Source organism: Paenibacillus sp. 203 (genome assembly GCF_037027525.1).
Taxonomy (GTDB): Bacteria; Bacillota; Bacilli; order Paenibacillales; family Paenibacillaceae; genus Paenibacillus; species Paenibacillus polymyxa_B.
In genome coordinates this window covers 37,979-58,075 of the sequence record NZ_JAXCHD010000019.1, presented here as the reverse complement: position 1 = coordinate 58,075, position 20,097 = coordinate 37,979, and the positions used below count along the sequence as shown (strand labels likewise).

Sequence of the window (20,097 nt, the reverse complement as noted above, 5' to 3'; positions counted from 1 at the left end):
TGCTTTTGACTCCCTCAGTACCACGCTGATACCTACGAATGGCCTCCAATTTCTCATCTAAACTGAATTTAGGCAAAAAAACTGCACCTCCATTGTTAGTCGTGTCTAACAAATGGGGTGCAGTTCAGTAGGGGCTGTTTTTTTGATGATGCATTGATTCAGCCATGTTCCGGACATAAAGAAAAGAAGCATAATTTCCTGATCTGAAATCCAATTCGCGACATCATTTCTTTGCCAAAGCGACTGAGAAATTTTGAATACATAGCTATTTGCATAAAAAGTACAGCGGAGAAGCTCTGCTTCCTAAACCTCTTATTTCAATTCCCCATTTTTTAAACTTTCTTTAGAACTATATGCATAGATTACTCATAAATTTTCGTTAAGAATTTTAAGGTACGCCGAGTACATTGCGTTCCTCCGTTCCAGTTGTCCGGTAGACTGTGCTTGCACTTGTTGAACTACCAATACAGTCCCTTGCGATACGCCAATAATCTGTGAGAACTGAATTCGATTGAGTTTATTCGTTTTCCGAATACTCTTTATTTTTCCCCCTATATCTTCATTGTTCCACCTACTTATCTATAAAAAAATAAAAACAGTCCCGATATAAAAACTTTCCATTGAGACTGTTTGAGTTAAGGTACTGTATTTTCTTGTAGGTAATATTTCAAATTAAGAATGGTGTTGTATTTATAATGGAAAAAAGTGTTAGGTGATAAACGCGAAAAATAAAAAGTCTGAAACCACCACAAATTACCGTAAAAAGAAAGTTGGAAACTTGTACTATTACGATAATAAAATTCTCATAACCATTTCCTCAATATACTGAATGTCGCACATAACGTGCTTAAATGATCAATTTTCTTTTTCAAAGAATTATCTCTAATAATCTGTCCATCTTTAGTCCATTGTCCATATATTTGAACTAACCGCCCTGTAGTTCGTGAGAGTTCAAGAAGTACTGTGCCATTATATCTCTAGCTAGTTATTAATTCTCTTTTTTTGTTTGAATGATAGCTTGATTTTACTTCATTCTTTAAATAGTGAACTTATGGAATGGTTTGATTCTTAGTATACCAAAGGTAAACTACGATTTCTGTTGTGTTTTGTCGATTTTCCAATATTGAAATAGTTACTCAGCGGCACTTGACGTCAGATTCCTGTGGTGGGTTTTTCCCTTTCATTTGGAAAAAAACACCCGGCAGGATGCGTACCGAGAGAAATACGGCATACACCCAAGCCGGGTAAGGGATTAGAAAATAATATCAATGGCCTCTAGCACATCTTGCTCCTGTTCGGATTGCCCGTTCAAGGAAATATCCTTCAACAGCACCGAAGGCTGTTCGCAAATTTGGGTGATGATCACGAGCAGGTCCTGAGCGAAATTGTCGATCAGATTGCGCGTAAACAACTTGGTGGCATATTCAAACTGCCCGTTCATTCCCTCATCCAGCAACGAAATGACCAAGGTAAGATCAAATTGGGAAACCGTATGAGTTTCCGGATAAGATTCGATCTCGATATCCCCGAAGCTTTGAACGTTATCTTCCTTGGTTTCCAGAACAAACATGACATCGAATACAGGATTGCGGCTTTGATCTCGCGGCGCCTGCAGCTTTTTCACAAGCTCCTCGAACGGATAATCCTGGTGGTCGTAGGCCCCCAGCATCGTTTCTTTGACTTCGTTCAAGTAAGCGAGGAACATCTGCTCCCCGGACGGATAATGGCGAATCGCCAAAGTGTTGACAAACATTCCGATGAGTGGCTCCAGGTCGGCATGTGTGCGGCCCGAAACCGGTATGCCTACAATGAAGTCTTCTTGTCCTGAGTACTTGCTGAGCAGGATTGAATAGGCCGCCAATAACACCATATAAAGGGTGGCACCGTTCTCATCGGCGATGCGCTGCAAGCTGTCGGTCATCTGCTTGTCGATGCTGAAAGGCAGCACATCTCCCTCAAAGCTGCGAGCGGCAGGTCTGACAAAGTCCGTAGGCAGTTCAAGCGTCGGCAGTTCGCCTTCCAGCACGTCCAGCCAGTAGGCTTCCTGACGTTTCAGCCGCTCTTTTACAGGTTCGGACTGCTGCCAAGCGGCGAATTCCTTGTATTGAATCCGAAGCGGTTCCAGAGTCTCGCCGTTATACAGGCGCAGCAGCTCTTCGACGAAGATGCCCATCGACATGCCATCCGTGACGATATGATGGATGTCCAGCATGAGCAGATGCCGTTCCGCTTCCCATTCGACTAAGCCCACACGCAGCAGCGGCGGCCGCTCCAAATCAAAGACGCGCACAAAGCCGTCTACGATGCTCTTCGTTTCACTTTCCGTCGCTTTCGTATACTCGACGGCAAACTTCAAGTCCTGATAAATCCGTTGTACCGGTTCGCCGTCGACCATTTCGAAGCCGGTTCGCAAAATTTCGTGACGAGCTATCAATCCTTTGAGCGCCGCCTCGAATTGATTCCGTTCCAAGCGCCCGACGAGAACCGTCATGCCGGACATGTTGTAGCTAAGCTCGGCGCCTTCCATCTGCTGCTGGATGTACAGCCGTTTTTGCACGGAGGAAAGCGGATAGTAATCCCTCTTATCCAGAACCGGAATGGAGAGGTGTTCCTGCCGTTCCAATTGGCTGATCGCTTCGGCCATCGCTTCGATGGTCGAGTGCCGGAACACATCGCGCAGCGGCAGGTCCACGCTCAGCTCCTTGTGCACCTTGCTGACCAGCGTCGTCGCCCGCAGGGAGTGCCCGCCGAGGTCGAAGAAGTTGTCCGTCACGCCAATCGTGACCGGTCCAAGCACGTCCTGCCAGATGGCGACCAGTTTCGCCTCCAGTTCGGTGCGCGGCGCCACGTATTCGCGGCCTGCGCTTGCTCCCCCTTCCGGCGCCGGCAGCGCCTTCCGGTCGATTTTCCCGTTCGGCGTCAGAGGCAGGCGCTCCAGCTCGACGAAGTACGACGGGATCATGTAACCCGGCAGCTCGCTGGCAATCGCCCGTTTCAGGTCAGCCGCCGTCAGTTCGCCATCCGTTGTGTAGTACGCGCACAGCGCTTTCTGCCCGTTCGCATCACTTCGAACCAGCACCACCGCTTCGCGCACGCCTTCCACCCGCAGCAGTTGCGACTCGATCTCGCCCGTCTCGATCCGGTAGCCCCGGATTTTCGCCTGGTTGTCGATCCGGCCGATGAAGTCCACGTTGCCGTCTTCCATCCACCGCGCCAAGTCTCCCGTGCGGTACAGCCGCTCGCCCGCGGCGAACGGACTGTCTACGAACTTCTCTTCTGTCAGCTCCGGACGGTTCAAGTACCCGCGCGCCACTCCGACTCCGCCGATGACCAGCTCGCCCAGCACCCCGACCGGCACCGGGTTCAGATGCGCATCCACGATGTAGAATTTCGCATTCAGCCACGCTTTGCCGATCGGCACATTGCCTGTCTGCGGCAGCTTCGCCAGCTCCTCGTCGTAGAAACTGGAGTCGATCGCCGCTTCCGTCACACCGTATGCGTTGATGATCCGGAACAACGAGCCGAAGCGTTCCTGCAAGGTTCGGTAATCCGCCACGCTGCAGCTGTCCGAGCTCGTGATCAACAGCTCCATCCAGTTCATATCCAGTTGCTGCTCGTGCACGTAATCCAGGAACGGCACGATCAGCGCCGGCGTCGATTCGAAGATGGTGACCCGCTCCCGCTCCATCCAGTGGTGCAGACGTGACGGATCGATCCGGTCGTCCTTCGGCACAATCACCATCGTGCCTCCGTTGTACAGCGTCCGCGCGATATCTCCCACGAACACGTCAAACGAGAAGCTTGCGAGCTGCAGTAGGCGCACCGGGAACTGATCCAACTGGTATTCCCGCCGGTAGCCCGCCGCCGTATTCACCAGGCTGCGGTGCTCGATCATCACGCCCTTCGGCTTGCCCGTCGTTCCCGACGTGTAGATCACGTACGCCAGGTCCTCCGGACGGGCTTCATGGAAGCTGTCGGCATTCGTCCGCTCCTCGCTGTACGAAGTTTCGTCGTCGAGGTACAGCACCGCCGCCAGCGCCAGCTCCTCTTCGCCGAGCCAGGCTTCGGCGCGCTCTCGCAGCGCCGTTTGCGTCAGCAGTACCTTCGCTCCGCTATCTTCGAGCATGAACCGCACGCGCTCCGCCGGGTAATCCGGGTCGAGGGGCACATACGCCCCGCCCGCTTTCCAGACAGCCAGCACGGCCACCAGCAAGTCCACCGAACGCTCGGCGAGAATGCCGACGATCGTCTCCCGGCCGATGCCGCTTGCGCGCAGCGTAGCCGCCAAGCGGTTCGCCCGCTCGTTCAGATCCGCATACGTCAGCCGGTCGTTCTCGTACACGACGGCCGCCTCTTCCGGCGTGCGCTCCGCCTGTTCCTCAAACAGCCGGTGGAACGCGGCCGCAGGAGCTGCTTCCGGCTGCGCCGGGTTAAACGCGCCGAGAATTTGCTCTTTTTCCGCCGGTGTCAAAATACCCAGCTCGGCAATAGTCGCCGACGGGTTGCGGAGAATGGATTCAAGCAGCTGCAAGTAGTGTGCGGCCAATTTCTCCACCGTTTCGGTTTTATAAAGAGCAGTGGCGTATTCAAACAGATATTCCAAGCCTTCCTCGATCTCCGTGACGTCCAAGCTGAGATCGAATTTAGAAACAATTTCTTCGCTGGCATACGTCGACAAATGGAGTCCGGGAAGCTGGATTTCCAAATTCTCTGTATTCTGCAAAGCAAACATCGTATCGAACAGCGGATTGCGGCTTAAATCGCGAGCCACGTTCACCTTATCCACCAGTTCCTCAAACGGATAATTCTGATGTTCAAAAGCGCCCAGTGTCGTCTCCTTGATTTCCTTCAAGTAGTCAAGGAACGTCTTACCGGCAGCCGGATAACTGCGGATGGCCAGGGTATTGACGAACATCCCGATCAGCGGCTGAACGTCGCTGTGATTTCTTCCCGCAATCGGCGTACCCACCACCACGTCTTCTTGCCCTGTATATTTATGCAATAATATTGTATAACCAGCAAGCAGAACCATGTAAAGTGTTGCGCCGTTCTCGGCTGCAAGCCGTTTCAGACTCTCGCTTTTCTCGCTATGCATAAACAATTGCAGCGTACGGCCCTCGTAGCTCTGCATAGCCGGGCGCGGATAGTCCGTCGGCAATTCCAAAACCGGCAGCTCTCCGCGGAACATGTCGAGCCAGTAGGCTTCCTGCTTGGCAAGCTGAGCTTTCTGCTCGTCCGATTGCTGCCATACCGCATAATCTTTGTACTGGATGCGGAGCGGCTCCAACTGCTCCCCGCTGTACAAGCGGACGAACTCTTCGATCAGTACGTCAATCGAAACGCCGTCAGATACGATATGATGCGTATCGAACATTAGAATGTGCCGGTCCGGCGCCAGTTCGGCAAGGCCTACCCGCAGAAGTGGCGGCTTCGCTAGATCAAACGGACGAACGAATTGGCGCACCGTTTCTTCCGCCTGCTCCCCGCTGATCTGCACATATTCCACCTGGAAGGCGGCTTCTTCGTAAATCCGCTGAACCGCTTCGCCTTTTACCATCTCAAAGCCGGCACGCAGCGTTTCATGACGAGCTACGAGCCCGCGGAACGCTTCTTCAAACCGCTGCCGGTCGAGCTCCCCTTCGAGCAGCATAGCTCCCGGTATGTTGTAGCTCAGCTCGGCGCCTTCCAGCTGGTTCAAGATATAGAGACGTTTCTGAGCGGAAGAGAGCGGATAATACTCGCTAGGTTCCGTAGCCGGAATAGCCGTGAACGAGCCGATCTCCAGCCGCTCCATAGCCGCGGCCATTTCCTCAACCGTCGAGTAGCGGAATACGTCGCGAAGCGGGAATTCAACGCCTAGCTCCTTATGCATTTTGCTGACAAGCGTCGTCGCCCGCAGGGAGTGTCCGCCGAGGTCGAAGAAGTTGTCCGTTACGCCTACCGCCTTCTCCCGAACAAGCACATCCTGCCAAATGGCGGCCAGCTTCGCCTCAAGTTCGGTGCGCGGCTCCACGTATTCGCGGCTTGCGCTTGCTCCCCCTTCCGGTGCCGGCAGCGCCTTCCGGTCGATCTTTCCGTTCGGCGTCAGAGGCAGGCGCTCCAGCTCCACGAAGTACGACGGGATCATGTACCCCGGCAGCTCGCTGGCAATCGCCCGCTTCAGGTCCGCCGCCGTCAAGCCTTCTTCCGCTGTATAATAAGCGCACAAAGCTTTCTGACCTTCTTGATCTTCCCTGACGACGACGACCGCTTCCTTCACGCCACCTACACTCAGCAGCTTCGCTTCGACTTCGCCCGTCTCAATCCGGTACCCCCGGATTTTCGCCTGGTTGTCGATCCGGCCGATGAAGTCCACGTTCCCGTCCTCCATCCACCGCGCCAAGTCTCCCGTGCGGTACAGCCGTTCGCCCGCGGCGAACGGGCTGTCTACGAACTTCTCTTCCGTCAGCTCCGGACGGTTCAAGTACCCGCGCGCCACTCCGACTCCGCCGATGACCAGCTCGCCCAGCACCCCGACCGGCACCGGGTTCAGATGCGCATCCACGATGTAGAATTTCGCATTCAGCCACGCTTTGCCGATCGGCACATGGCCTGTCTGCGGCAGCTTCGCCAGCTCCTCGTCGTAGAAACTGGAGTCGATCGCCGCTTCCGTCACACCGTATGCGTTGATGATCCGGAACAACGAGCCGAAGCGTTCCTGCAAGGTCCGGTAATCCGCCACGCTGCAGCTGTCCGAGCTCGTGATCAACAGCTCCATCCAGCTCATATCCAGCCCCTGCTCGTGCACGTACTCCAGGAACGGCACGATCAGCGCCGGCGTCGATTCGAAGATGGTGACCCGCTCCCGCTCCATCCAGTGGTGCAGACGAGACGGATCGATCCGGTCGTCCTTCGGCACAATCACCATCGTGCCTCCGTTGTACAGCGTCCGCGCGATATCTCCCACGAACACGTCGAACGAGAAGCTTGCGAGCTGCAGCAGCCGCACCGGGAACTGATCCAACCGGTATTCCCGCCGGTAGCCCGCCGCCGTATTCACCAGGCTGCGGTGCTCGATCATCACGCCCTTCGGCTTGCCCGTCGTTCCCGACGTATAGATCACGTACGCCAGATCCTCCGGACGGGCTTCATGGAAGCTGTCGGCATTCGTCCGCTCCTCCCTGTACGAAGTTTCGTCGTCGAGGTACAGCACCGCCGCCAGCGCCAACTCCTCTTCGCCGAGCCAGGCTTCGGCACGCTCTCGCAGCGGCGTTTGCGTCAACAGCACCTTCGCTCCGCTGTCTTCGAGCATGAACCGCACGCGCTCCGCCGGGTAATCCGGGTCGAGCGGCACATACGCCCCGCCCGCTTTCCAGACGGCCAGCACGGCTACCAGCAAGTCCACCGAACGCTCGGCGAGAATGCCGACGATCGTCTCCCGGCCGATGCCGCTTGCGCGCAGCGTGGCCGCCAAGCGATTCGCCCGCTCGTTCAGCTCCGCATACGTCAGCCGGTCATTCTCGTACACGACAGCTGCCGCTTCCGGCGTGCGTTCCGCCTGTTCCTCGAACAGCCGGTGAAACGCGGCCACAGGAGCCGCTTCCGGCTGCACCGGGTTAAACGCGCCAAGAATTTGCTCTTTTTCCGCCGCCGTCAAAAGCTCCAACTGATTCACGCGGATGTTCGGATTAGTCGCAACCTTCTCCAGTGCCCGGGCAAAATGACCGTGGATCAGCCTGATGTCTTCCTCTCTGAACGTCAGCCCATTGTACGTAAACCGCAGTAAAATATGCTCTTCCGGAATGACGGTAATGTCCAGGTCGTAGTTCGTTTGCTCCGGCGACTGGATATTAGCGATTTTCAGCGCTTCTTTGTCTCCGCCGACGACCTGTTCAATCTGTTCTTCCATCGGATAATTTTCAAAGACCATGATATGGTTGATCAAGTCGCGCTTTTGCTCGCTCAGCGACTGAATTTCGAACAGCGGGAACGTTTCGTAAGCTCCCGATGCCAGCGCTTGATCCTGGGTTTTTCTCAAGATATCGGCTACCGTCTCCTCGGCTTTGCCTTGAATACGGACCGGGATCGTATTAATAAACAGGCCGATCATGCTTTCGATGCCCGGAATTTCTGCCGGACGCCCGGATACGACGGAGCCGAATACGACATCCTCGCTGTTGTTGTATACCTGCAGAACCAGTCCCCATACGGTCTGCATGAACGTATTGAGCGTCACCTGCTGCTGGCGCGCCACCCGCTCGATTTGCCCGGTCAGTTCCTTGCTGAGTTCCACATCGATTTCAGCTGCTTCAAAAGCGCCCTGCTTCAGCTGCGTTTTCTCCTGGGGCAGCTTGGTCTGCTGATCGTAACCCGCCAAATACTCGGACCAGTAACGCGAAGCTTTCGCGGCATCTTGAGCTTCCAGCCATTCGATATACCGGGAGTACGAGGTAACCGGAGGAAGCTCCAGCGTCCGCTTCTCTTGGAACGCGAAGTAGGTGTCGAACACTTCCTTGATCATGAAGGACATGCACCAGCCGTCCATCAAAATGTGATGGTGACTCCAGATCACATGGTAGGACTCGTCGCCCGTGCGCAAAACTGTCACGCGCATAAGAGAGCCTCGGGCCAAATCGAACTTGTTCGCTTTATCCGCGCTGACGAAATCGGCTATCGTCTTCTCCGGGTCTTCATCGCTTACCGAGCGAATATCTTCAAAGTACACTTCACACTTCCGCTCGCGGAATACCACTTGAATTGGCTCGTCTCTCCAGCCGGTAATAAAGTTGGTCCGCAGCGCCTCATTCCGCTGCACCAGCGTATCCAATCCTTGGGTGAAGGCTTCGACATTCAGGCTTCCGTACAGATCGAAGGTCACCTGTTCGAAGTAAGCTTCCGAATCGACATCCAGCAGGCTGTGGAACAACATCCCTTTTTGCAGCGGAGTCAGGGTGTATACATTCTCCAGTTCGCCGAGCGACGCCGTATGTTCGGCCAGCCGCTCCAGTTCCTCCAACATCACATCTTGAAGCAGTACGTCGCTAGGCGTAAGCTCCGGTCGCTCTTTCGATACGCAATGGCTGATGACTTCACGCAAGCTCGAATGAAGCAGGGTGCCCAGGCGCTCTACCGTTTCCCGTTTATACTGGGTTTCCCCATAACGGATCGTGAGTTCCTGCACTCCTTCCGACACCATACCGTTGATATCGAGGACATAATCCATCACTGCATTCGGGCTTGAATCGGAGCCCGGGCTGAACGGAGACGGCCTCGAGCCGCTGCTTTCGTAATCCTGGTCGAACTGACCCAAATAGTTAAAGCTGATCTCCGGCTCCAAAGCGAAACGCTCGCCGTCACGCGGCGCCGACAAATAACGCAGGATGCCGTAGCCGATTCCTTTGTTAGGAATGCGGCGCAAGCTTTCTTTAACCTGTTTCACCTGATGACCGAGCGCCTGGGCGTGACCCGGCTCCAGAACGACAGGGAATTGGCTTGTAAACCAACCTACCGTGCGCGTAATGTCCACATCCGGCAAAATCTCTTCCCGGCCGTGGCCTTCGAGATTCACCAGCACACGTTCCCGACCGCTCCAAGCTTGTACCGCGAGGCCAAGCGCGGCAAGCAGCAAATCGTTCATTTCCGTATGGTAAGCACGGTGTGCCTGCTTCAGCAGCTGTTCGGTTTCCTCCGCCGTCCAGCGAACGGTCACGAGCCCGCTGTCCTTCAGCTTGGATCTGCCTTGTTCAAAATCTTTCGGAAGCGGCTCATAGGTCAATTGCTCGATATGCTGCCAATACTCTCTCTCGCTTTCCATCGCCGGACCGTTCGCATAATCAGCGAGCTGTTTCGCCCACGTTTGGAATGAATCCGTTTTGAGCGGCAGACGGATCGGCTGCCCTTGCAGCGCCTGCTCATAGCCGGCAGCAAAATCCTCAAGCAGAATCCGCCAGGATACGCCGTCTACGACCAAGTGATGGATCGCGATGAGCAGGTGGTCGCCGTCGTCGCAGCGGAACAAGCCGAGCTTCACCAGCGGACCGTTTTCCAGATCGATGCTCGCTTGAATGTCATTCGCCTTAGCCTCTACCGCTTCCTTCACGTCGCCGACTCCCTTGAAATCGACAACTTCCAGATCGAACAGCGCTTCGTTCTCCCCGGCGCCGCGGTTCCAGGCGGTATAGCCGTTCTCGGTTTGGCGGTAAACCGTACGGAGAGCATCGTGATGCACGACAAGCTGACGCACCGCTTGGCGTAAAGCTTCTTCGTCAAAGCCTTGCTTGGAGAACTGCATGAACGCCTGGTTGCTGTGATGCACGTCGGCCTGATTTTGTTCAAAGAACCAGCGCTGAATCGGGGTCAAGATGACCTCTCCCGTCACTTCGGCCTGGCTTGCCGTTCTCTCCGCCGTTTGCAGCTGCAAACTAAGGGCGGAAATCGTCGGGTAATGGAACAAATCTTTCATGACCAGCTTGTACCCCGTTTGCAAAAGACGGGACGATACCTGCAAGGCCTTGATCGAATCGCCGCCGAGCGCAAAGAAATTGTCCATCGTGCCGACCTGATCCACGCCCAGCACCGACTGCCAGACCGACGCAAGTGCTTGCTCGGCAGGAGTACGAGGCGCCGTGTATGCAGCCTCGGCACGAATGCTTCCTTCCGGTACAGGCAGCGCTTTACGGTCGATCTTCCCGTTCGGCGTAAGCGGCATTTGATCCAGGCGCATGATGCGCGAAGGCACCATATGGGAAGGCAGCGCGGTGTCCAGATTGGCCACAAGCCCTTCAAGATCGAAGCTGGAATCCGCTACGACATACCCGCACAAATATTTCTGCTCCCGCTCGTCCGTCCGGTCGATGACAAGTGCTTGACGCACGCCGGCAAAATTTTTCATGGCCGCTTCAATCTCACCAAGCTCGATCCGATAGCCGCGAATTTTCACCTGGTTGTCGATCCGGCCGATGAAGTCCACGTTGCCGTCCGGCATCCAGCGCGCCAGGTCGCCTGTCCGGTACAGCCGCTCCCCAGCGGCGAACGGGCTGTCTACGAATTTCTCCGCCGTCAAATCCGGGCGGTTCAAGTAACCGCGGGCCACACCCGCTCCGCCGATAACCAGCTCGCCCAACACCCCGATCGGCACCGGCTTCAGATTCGCATCCACGATGTAGAACTTGGCGTTCAGCCACGCTTTCCCGATCGGCACGCTGCCCGTCTTCGGCAGCTTCTCCAGCGGCTCGTCATAGAAGCTGGAGTCAATCGCCGCTTCCGTTACGCCGTAGCTGTTAATAATACGGAACTGCGAGCCGAAGCGCTCCTGCAAGGTGCGGTAATCCGCTACGCTGCACGCATCCGAGCTTGTGAGCAGCAGCTGCATCGAGCTGAGGTCCAGACCCTCGGCATGCACATGCTCCATGAACGGCACGATCAGCGCCGGAGTCGATTCGAACACCGTCACGGCGTAGTCGCGAATCCAGCCGTAGAGGCGGGTTGGATCAATCCGGTCGTCCTTCGGCACGATGACCATGGTGCCGCCGTTGTACAGCGTCCGCGCAATGTCGCCGACGAACACGTCGAACGAGAAGCTTGCGAGCTGCAGCAGCCGGATTGGGAACTGATCCAACCCGTATTCCCGCCGGTAGCCCGCGGCCGTGTTCACCAGGCTGCGGTGCTCGATCATCACGCCCTTCGGCTTGCCCGTCGTACCGGAGGTGTAGATGACGTAAGCCAAATCGCGCGGCTTGTTCACATTCGCCGGATTCGATGCGAGATCCGCCGCTAGTACGTTCTTCTCGGCTTCTGCCGTGGCGGACGTTTCGGCAGCAGCCGCTTCCGCCGCTCCGAGGCTGTACGTCGCGGCGTCGTCAAGCGCAAGCACCGTTTGCAGCACTAGAGCTCCGTCGCTGCGCCAAGCTTCCGCCTGCTCCAGCAGGCGGGTCTGTGTGAGCAGCACCGACGCCCCGCTGTCCGCGAGCATATACTCAATCCGCTCCGCCGGATAGTCCGGGTCGAGCGGCACATAAGCGCCGCCCGCTTTCCATACGGCGAGCACCCCGATCAACAGCTCCGCCGAACGGCCGGCCAGAATGCCGACCACCTGCTCCGGCTTCACCCCGCGCGCCCGCAGTGCATACGCCAGACGATTCGCTTTAGCGTTCAGCTCCGCATACGTCAGCTTGCTGTCTTCGTAGACAACCGCCAGCGCTCCCGGAGTGCGCTCCGCCTGCTCCTCGAACAGCTCGTGGAACGTTCTCTCTCCCCACGACTCATCCGCTTCCAAACCTGTACCCTCTGCGGCGGGTTGCTTCGCAAGAGCCGAAGACGACACGTCAAACCCGACCAGCAAATCATGTTTTTCGCTGTCCGTCAAGATATCCAAATCGGAAATCCGCGCACCCGGCTGAGCCAGGATCGACGCCAAAAGCTGCTCGTAATGACCCGCCAGCCGTACCATCGTTTCCTGTCTAAACAACGAGGTAGCGTACTCGATCTTGCAAACCAGCACGTTATCGACTTCCACGATATCAAGGCTAAGATCAAACTTTGCCGTCTTTTCCTCGATGTCGAACAGTGACCATTGCAAGCCTTCCAGGGTTAAATCCAAGCTTTCGTGCTTTTGCAAAGAAAACATGGTGTCAAACAGAGGATTCCGGCTTAAATCCCGGCTCACCTGAAGAGCTTCCACCAGCTCCTCGAACGGATAGTCCTGGTGCTCGTAGGCTCCAAGCATCGTTTCCTTCACTTCCTGCAAGTAATCCAGGAACGTCCGCTCCGCCGCCGGACCCAAGCGAAGGGCCAGCGTATTGACGAACATGCCGATAATCGGCTGCAGGTCGGCGTGAGAACGGGCGGCAATCGGAGTGCCGACCACTATATCTTCCTGTCCCGCGTATTTATGAAGCAATACGGAGTACGCAGCCAGCAGAAGCATATACAGCGTCGCCCCCGAATCGCCGGCAAGCCGGTTGAGAGCTTCGCTTTTCTCCGCATCCAGCGTAAACGTGAGCGTTTGACCGTCAAACTGCTGGACGGCCGGGCGGGAGAAGTCGAGAGGCAGCTCAAGAACCGGAAGCTCGGAGCTGAATACCCCGCGCCAGTATTCCCCCTGCCGTTTGATGCGCTGGCGCTGCTCCTCGGATTGCTGCCAAACGGCGTAATCCTTGTATTGAATCCGCAGCTCCGGCAATTCTTCCCCATTGTAAAGCCGCACGAATTCGCGCAGCAGCACGTCCATGGAAAGGCCGTCGGAACCAATATGATGAATATCCAGCGCGAGCAGGAATTTCTCTTTCTCCAGTTCGATCAGCAGGGCGCGCAGCAAAGGCGGCTGGGTCAAGTCAAAAGGCTGAATGAAGCCTTCAAGAATGGCCGCAACCTGATCTTCGCTTGCTTGAAACTTCTCGACCTTGAAAGCTACGAGCGGATAAATACGCTGAACCGGCTCCCCATTCACGATTTCAAAACCGGTGCGCAGCATATCGTGCCGGGCCACCAAAGTAGTCAGCGCCTTTTCCACTTTGGCCTCGTTCAAAGCCCCTCCCAATTGCAAGGCGCTTGGGAGGTTGTAATTCAGCTCCGAGCCATCCAGCTGGTGCAGGACGTACAGCCTTTTTTGCGCGGAGGAAACCGGATAGTACGCTTTCTCTTCCGCTTTCGGAATCGAGCTGTGCCGCGTTTCTTCCAAGCTGGCAATAGCCCCGGCCATCGACTCTACCGTCGTATAGCGGAACACATCACGCAGCGGAAGTTCGACGTTCATTTCCTTCTGAATCTTGCTGACAAGATTCGTCGCCCGCAAGGAGTGGCCTCCGAGCTCGAAGAAATTGTCCAGGACTCCAATACCGGAGTAGCCTAGCACTTCCTCCCAGATCTTCACAAGCTGGGACTCCGTCCGGTTACGCGGCGCTACGTATTCGACGCCTGTTTGCAAGCCGCCTTGCGGCTCCGGCAGCGCTTTGCGGTCCACTTTTCCGTTGGACGTCAGCGGCATGCACTCCAGCTGCACGAAGTACGACGGGATCATGTACCCCGGCATTTCCTGGGCCAGCGAGGTTCTCATTTCGCTGACCGTCAGCGTCCGGTCCGCCACAAAGTAGGCGACAAGCGCCTTCTCGCCCCCGCCGTCCTGACGGGCGAGCACCACCGCTTCTTCTACGCCCTCAACGTTCAGTAGCTGCGTCTCGATTTCGTCCAGCTCGATCCGGTAGCCGCGGATTTTCACCTGGTGGTCGATCCGGCCCAGGTATTCGATGTTGCCGTCCGGCAGCCAAGCCGCCAAGTCGCCCGAGCGGTACAGTTTCTCCCCCTCCGCAAACGGGGAATCGACGAACTTCTCCGCCGTCAGATTCGGACGGTTCAGGTATCCTCTCGCAAGGCCTTCCCCGGCCACGTACATTTCGCCCGCTACGCCGATCGGCACAGGACGGCGGTTTTCATCAAGGACGTACACGCTCAGCGTCGGGATCGGCTTGCCGATATTGCTCTTCGCCGCCTCCATTTCGACCCACGTGATTTCCTTATACGTAACGTGAACCGTCGTCTCGGTAATGCCGTACATATTGATCAGCTTCGTCTCCGGGTACTTCGTCTTGAAGCCCTTGAGCAGCAGCGGACTCAGCGCTTCGCCCCCGAAGATGACGTTGCGAATCCGCAGATCGTACGGATGGTCCGCCAAGACCTCACGTAGCAGCTGGTAGAAGTACGTTGGCGTCTGGTTCAAAATCGTGACCTGTTCGCGGCCCAGCAGCGCCAGGAAATCGGCCGGATTTTTCGCCGTGAGTGGCGGTACGATGACCAGCTTGCCTCCATACAGCAGCGCTCCGTACATTTCCCAGACGGAGAAATCGAAGCAGAACGAGTGGAACAGCGTCCACGTGTCGGATGGCCCGAAGTCGAACAGGTTCTTGTCGTTGAACAGGAGGCGCACGACGTTCTTATGCTCGATCAGCGTTCCTTTCGGTCTGCCGGTCGTTCCCGACGTGTAGATGACATAAGCCAGGTTGTCCGGCCCGGAAATCGGCTCCAGGTTCGAAGCGTCCAGCGCATCGGCGGAGTCCGCCCCTCTGTCGCCCCAAACGAAATCGTCCAATTCGAGGCGTGTTCCTGCGAAGTCGGTCTTCTCGTGCAGATGCTTTTGAATCAGCAATAATGGCGCGCCCGAATCCTCGATCATGAAGCGGATGCGCTCCTCCGGGTAGTCGGGATCGACAGGCACGTATGCTCCGCCCGCTTTGAGAATCGCCAGAATGCCGACAACCATATCGAGCGAGCGTTCGGCCAGAATCGCTACCAGCTGGTCCGCTTCTACTCCCGTCTCCCGCAGCTTCCGCGCAAGGCGGTTGGATCGCTCGTTCAGCTCGCGGTAGGTCAGCTGCCGCTCGTTCATGACGGCGGCCACGTTGTCCGGGTAAAGCTCCGCCTGCTCTTCGAACAAGCCGTGAATCGTCTGCTGCCGCGGGTAGTCCGCCTCCGAATCGTTGAAACCGCGCACCAACTCGCGGATTTCCTCCTCCGTGAGCATTTCCAGCGAGGCAATATCCCCGTCCGGCGCTGCTGCGATGGTTTCGAGCAGCTTGTCATAATGTCTGGCGAACCGCTCCGCGGTCTCTTGTTTATACAAAGCCGTAGCGTACTCCAACCGGCATTCGAGCTGACCGTCCAGCTCCGAAATATCCAGGAGCAGCTCGAACTTGGATGTTTGGTTTTCCAGTGGATAAAACGATTGCTCCAGCCCCTCGATGACAATTTGCTCGTTCTCCGTATTTTGCAGGGCGAAGAACGTGTCAAAGAGCGGATTCCGTCCGGTCGCGCGCGGAATGTGAAGACTTTCCACCAAGTCTTCAAACAAATAATTTTGGTGTTCGAAAGCCCCGAGCGTGATGTCCTTGATTTCTTCCAGGTACGAAAGGTACGGCTTGGAACGCTCCGGACGGCTGCGAATGGCCAGCGTGTTGATAAACATCCCTACGATCGGCTGCACTTCTTCCTGCGTTCTTCCGGCAATCGGCGTTCCTACGATCAGATCTTCCTGACCCGAATATTTATGCATAAGGATGGTGTAAGCCGACAGCAGCACCATGTACAGGGTCGTCCCTGTCCGTGCCGCCAGCTCTTTCAGCTTCTCCGTCTGATCTTTCCCGATATAAAACTTCACGGTTCGGCCGTCAAAGCTTTGCACCGCAGGCCGCGGGAAGTCCGTCGGTAGCTCCAAGACCGGCAGCTCGCCCGACAGCTGTTCCAGCCAATACTCCTTCTGCGGCTGGAGCATCTGCCCATAAGCTTCGGAATGCTGCCAAACGGCATAATCTTTGTATTGAATGCGCAGCGGGGCCAGCTCCTCGCCCCGATACAGGCGGCTGAACTCGTCGAAGAGCAGCGCTGTCGAAATGCCGTCCGAGACGATATGGTGCATATCGAACAGCAGAATGTGGCGATCCTCGGCGACTTCGATCAGGCCGATGCGGAGAAGTGGCGGCTTGGTCAGATCAAACGGGTGATAGTAAGCTTCCACCACTTGGTCCACTTCCCGCTCGCTCGCCTGGAAATAATCGACAGCAAACTCCACCTCGTCATAGATGTGCTGGACAAGCTCGCCTTGAACCTGCTCGATCCCGGTACGCAGCGTCTCATGGCGCTGAATCAGCGCCCGGAACGCGTGCTCGACGCGCGTGCGGTCCAGCTTGCCTTCGAGAAGAAGCGCCGCCGACATATTGTAGCTGCGCTCGGCCCCGTCAAGCTGGCGCAGGACATACAGACGCTTTTGCTCGGATGAAACCGGATAGTACTCGGCCTCAGCCGCCTTTGTAATCTCATACGTCTCCTGCTGCCTTAAACCGCCGATTCTTTGGGCTAGCTGTTCGATCGTGGTGTAACGGAAAACTTCCCGCAACGAAACCTCGACTTGCAGCTCTTTCCTAATCTTGGAAACAAGCGTAGAGGCCCGCAAGGAATGACCACCCAAGTCAAAGAAATCGTCTTGGACTCCAACTCGCGCAATACCCAGCACCTGCTGCCAAATGAGAGCAAGTCTTGTTTCCAGCGTTGTGCGAGGAGCCACATACTCACGGCCTGCTTCTACCTCTCCGGTCGGTTCAGGCAGCGCTTTACGGTCAATTTTGCCGTTCGGCGTGAGCGGAAGCTTATCAAGAGACACCAGCCGGGCCGGGACCATATGGGCCGGCAGCTCTTGCTTCAATTGGGACAGCAGATCGCTCAGCTGCAAAGAAACATCCGCCGCCACGTAGCCGCACAAATACTTTTGCCCCTGCTCATCCGTACGGTCGGTCACCACAGCCTGCTTGACGCCCGGGAAACGCAGCAGGGCCGTTTCAATTTCGCCGAGTTCGATCCGGAACCCGCGAATTTTCACTTGATAGTCGATCCGGCCGATGAAGTCGACGTTGCCGTCTTCCAGCCAGCGGGCCAAATCGCCTGTCCGATACAGACGTTCGCCCGGCACAAACGGGCTGTCCACAAACTTCTCGGCGGTTAGGTCCGGACGGTTCCAGTACCCGCGCGCCACCCCGGCGCCGCCGATGACAAGCTCGCCCGGAACCCCTACAGGAACCGGCTTTAACGCGGCATCGACAATGTAAAACCGGGCGTTCAGCCAAGCTTTGCCGATCGGCACATGACCCGACGGCGGCAGCTTATCCAGCGGCTCACCGTAAAAGCTGCTGTCAATGGCCGCTTCGGTAACGCCATAGCTGTTGATGATGCGGAATTGTCCGCCGAATCTTTCCTGCAGCAATCGGTAATCGGTGACACTGCAAGCATCCGAGCTGGTAATCAGCAACTGCATGGAACTAACGTCCAGCCCTTCTTCATAAATATGCTGCATGAACGGCAGGATGAGCGCAGGCGTCGATTCGAATACCGTAATGTTTTGGTCCCGAATCCAGCCGTATAAGAGGTTTGGATCAATCCGGTCATCCTTCGGCACAATCACCATCGTGCCTCCGTTATACAGCGTCCGCGCGATGTCTCCGACGAACACGTCAAACGAGAAGCTGGCCAGCTGCAGCAGCCGCACCGGAAACTGATCCAACCGGTACTCGCGACGGTACGCATCCGCCGTATTCACGAGACTACCGTGCTCGATCATGACGCCTTTCGGGCGTCCCGTCGTACCCGAGGTGTAAATCACATAAGCCAAGTCTTGCGGGGCGCTGCCGGCAGATTCAAATTCCACGGCTAAGGCATCCCCGTTATAAATCTGTTCATCGTCCATGGCATAGACAGCTTGAAGCTTCAGCCGGTCATCGGCCAACCAACCTCTGGCCCGCTCCAACAGATGACGCTGCGTAAGCAGCACCGATGCATCGCTATCGCTGAGCATGTACTCAATCCGCTCCGCCGGATAATCGGGGTCCAGCGGTACATAGGCTCCGCCGGCTTTCCAAACGGCGAGCACCCCGACCAGCAGTTCCACTGAACGCTCCGCCCAGATTCCCGTAATCGTCTCCCTTCCCACGCCCTGTTCGCGAAGGAGAGAAGCCAGCCGCTCGGCGCGTTCGTTCAATTCGCCGTAGGTCAGCTGTTTGTCCATGTAGACGACTGCCGGATGATCCGGAATTTCCCGGGCAAACTTTTCAACATACCGATGAAACGCTTCTCCCTCGCTCAGCCCTGCCATCGGCGGGTTAAAAACGTTGAGAATGCGGTGTCTCTCCTCATCGCTCAGCAGAGAAATCTCGCGTATCGGCAGTTCGGGAGTCTGAAGGAACTGGTCCAGAACGGTTACATACTGTTCCATAATCCGATCAATCTCGGCCGTCTCGAACAGGCCGGTACGATAGGAAGCATGGAGAATTACATGGCCTTCATTCAGCATATGGTCGAAGCGCAGCAGCAAATCGTCCATCTCGTGCCTAGCGAAGTGAGCCTCCAGGCGTACCTTGATTTCTTCGTACTCCACGATTTTCAAAGGCAGATATTCCAGAGACGTGCGGAACAGCCCCGAAAGATCGTTGCGGCCGTGTTGTTCGCGTAAATCCTGGATCAATTGGTTATAAGGGTATTTCTGATACCGCAGATCCGCCGTATTTTCCTTGGAAACCGTTTGGATCAAGGAAAGCACGTGCCCGTCTGGATTCAGACGAATCCGCGTAGCCACGGTGCTGACGAACATGCCGATCGTTTCTTTTTCCTTCTTGCTGGTGCGATTGGCGAAAACCGTGCCGACCGGAACATCGGTGCTGTCGGTCAGCTTGTACAATAAGGCGTACATGGCGGACAGAAATAACGTATATAAGCTGACCTGATATTGTTCGCTGAAGGCCAGAATGCGTTCATACCGGGAACCGTCCAAAGTGATGGCCAGTTTATTGGATTCGCTGCCGATCGAGAATGGCGGATACGATTTAATGCCGGTCGTTTCAGGCAAAGTGTTGTACTTCGTCAGCCAGTATTCCTTGCCTTTTTGATAACGCTGCGATTGCTCATATTCACGCTCCGCGGAAATATAATCCAGATAGGTAGGGGCCTGGTAACTGCTGGAGATGCCTTTGCGCAGTTCCAGGTATTTTTCCATCACCGCATGCAGCAAAGCATTGACGGACAAGCCGTCGGCGATAATATGATTTACCGTCAAATTGAGCCATACTTGGCCGTTCGCAAAATGGATAATTGTAAATTGGTAGAGGTGTTCGTCGAACACGCTGGCCGGTTTTTCGCTTACTTCTTTCACCCAAGCATAGAATTGTTCGGTTGTGCCTATTTCGAGGCGGCTTATCCTAGCTTGGACATTCTCCGGCTCTTCGAACCACTGCGTTGGATTTTGCAAATCCCCGCTAATGTGGATTCGGAAAACGTCATAGGTTTTGACGATCTCTGCCACCGCTTGCTCCAGAAGCTGTGTGTTGATCTCGCCCGTAATCTGGTAGGTCGCAGAAAGCATCGTGATGGACGTTCCCGGATTCATAATTTCCATGAACCATATTCGGCGCTGGGCTTGCGTTAATCCATATTGCTCGTTGGTATTCTCTCTCACATCGACACACTCCCGGTTTAGAGATTCTTTATAGATAGGCTTTGTACCTAGATGTCACTTAGTCACTCTTAGAAGAACCGCGCGGCCATTCCCGGAACGGCTCCTTCGGACTCTGCCCCCTTTTTCGTGTCTAC

General features: G+C 55.8%; 1 protein-coding gene. It reads right to left on the bottom strand.

The window, feature by feature from the left end; all coding sequences use genetic code 11:
- Positions 1-1,252: 1,252 nt before the first annotated feature.
- Positions 1,253-19,963 carry a non-ribosomal peptide synthetase gene (locus WA407_RS25330; protein ID WP_336078664.1) on the bottom strand — a complete coding sequence of 6,237 codons (18,711 nt, stop codon included), beginning with the start codon at positions 19,961-19,963 and terminating at the stop codon, positions 1,253-1,255.
- Positions 19,964-20,097: the final 134 nt, after the last annotated feature.